This is a genomic window from Anaerotruncus sp. (assembly GCF_057433415.1).
The window spans coordinates 1-1,943 of the sequence record NZ_DBMDHH010000106.1; the positions used below are offsets into that span (position 1 = coordinate 1).

The 1,943-nt window shown below is 63.6% G+C and carries 1 protein-coding gene; it reads left to right on the plus strand.

Features of this window, described 5'->3' with window-relative positions; genetic code table 11:
* The first annotated feature begins 882 nt into the window (after nucleotides 1-882).
* Entirely contained in the window at nucleotides 883-1,917 is a 1,035-nt protein-coding gene (locus ACZO3G_RS14655) for a polyamine ABC transporter substrate-binding protein (RefSeq protein ID WP_101553003.1), read from the plus strand.
* Nucleotides 1,918-1,943: the final 26 nt, after the last annotated feature.

Here is a 1,943-nt window from a genome sequence, read left to right on the forward strand (position 1 = left end):
ATATTCCGCCCGGGGGACGGAGGGCCTGTCGGTAGTCGACCGACAGCGAGTTCCTTTCTTGCTTGCCCAAGAAAGGAACCAAAGAAGGGCACGAGGGGCTTCGCCCCCTTGACCCCCGCGCCGCCTCCGGTCGGCCTGCGGCCAAAGTCGGCGGCGCCCTGTCACGGATGAGCGAACAAGCCTACAGCATCCCGCCCGCCGCCGCGCTGCGGGCGCAATGCCTCTGCCCGAGAGTCTCCGGAGCAGTACCGAAAGTGCATTCGGGGAGGCACGACCGCTTTTGCGTGGCGCGCAGCACCCACGGGGAGGCGGAAAACTGCGCGGCTACGCCGCGCACGCGCGCAGGGCGCGCGAACGCCCGGGACGGGCGTCGTTTTGCCGTGCGTCCACGGCGAGCTTTCCGATAACCGGATTGTTGGGCGCAGTGGCACCGGCCTTCTACCCGCGGCTGGCTGAACGTGAGCGGTGGGGGGATTCTCAAGGGGGGCGAGCTTTGCGACCTGCTTCCTTACAAAAGATTCCGCCGTAGGCGGCTCAAAGCGGGTTCCAAAGGGCCGGCGAGGCCCTTTGAGCGGCCGTCGCGCGTAGCGCGCTCCGGGCGTAGCCCGGGCAGGCCGCTTGAAGCCCCCCTTGAGCGCCCTTCTTCCGCCGACTTCTTGGGCGTGCAAGAAGTCGGCCCGCCCGCCGGGGCGGGTTCCGGCAATCTCCGCCGCCGCAGGCGGCACATCTGGAGCGCCCCGAAGGGGCGCGAAAAATCCCCGCCGGGGCAGGTCCCGGCACCCCCCCGCCGCCCGCCGGGCGGCAAAATCAGAAGCCGATTCACCGCAAACGGCGGTTGCAATCATAGATCAGAGTGAACAGAAAAGAAAGAAGGGACTTACCATGCGGAAATGGACACGTGCGCTCGCGCTGCTGCTTGCGGCGGTGCTGGCGCTTTCGCTGGGCGCCTGCGGGAAAAAAGCGGATGAAAAGGTGCTCAACGTCTTCACCTGGGCGACCTACTTCCCCGACGATATCCTCGCGGAGTTTACCGAGCAGACGGGCATCAAGGTGAATTACAGCACCTTTGAGTCGAACGAGGAGATGCTTATGAAGCTCGAATCGGGCGGCGAATACGACATCGTGCTCGCGAGCGATTACATCATCGATATCGCGCGGGGACAGGGCCTGCTGATGGAGCTCGATAAATCCAAAATCCCCAACTTCAAAAATATCAACCCGACCTACCAGAACACCTTCTTCGATCCGGACAACCAGTATGTCGTCCCCTATTCGGCGGGCGTGCCGATGATCATTTACAACCCCGCCATGACGGGCGGCGTGGAGATCAAGGGTTACGAAGACCTGTGGAATCCGGCGTTCGCGGACTCGGTCGTCGTGATGGACGACGCGCGCAACATCATCGGCATCACCCTCAAAACGATGGGCAAGAGCTTCAACGAGACCGACCCCGCCGTGCTGGAGCAGGCCAAGGAGAAGCTGATGACCCTGCGCCCGAACATCCGGGCGTTTGACTACAACACCCCCTACAACCTCATGATCTCGGGCGAGACGGCGGTCGGCTACATGTTCACCTCCCAGGTGATCACCGCCCTCAACGCGAATCCCGAGCTCAAGACGGTCTATCCCGCCGAGGGCGTCGGATTCGGCATCGACGCGGTCTTTATCCCCGCCAAGGCCCCCCACGCCGACAATGCGCACGCCTTCCTCGATTTCATCCTCGACGGCGAGCGTTCGGCACGCATCACCGAGCAGACCTTCTACGGGAGCTGCAACTCGGCGGCGACCCCCTATATCACCAATCCCCTGCTGGTCATCCCCGACGATGCGATCCGCAGCGGCGAGTCGATCAAGGACGTCGGCGAGGAGGCCACCGCCCTCTTCAACGACATCTGGACGGAATTCAAGCAGAGCTGAGCCCCATAAAAAAGCGGCCGCCCGGA

Bases quoted from the DNA above. Each gene is read 5' to 3' on its own strand.
- ACZO3G_RS14655 (WP_101553003.1), top strand. From the start codon at position 883: ATGCGGAAATGGACACGTGCGCTCGCGCTGCTGCTTGCGGCGGTGCTG.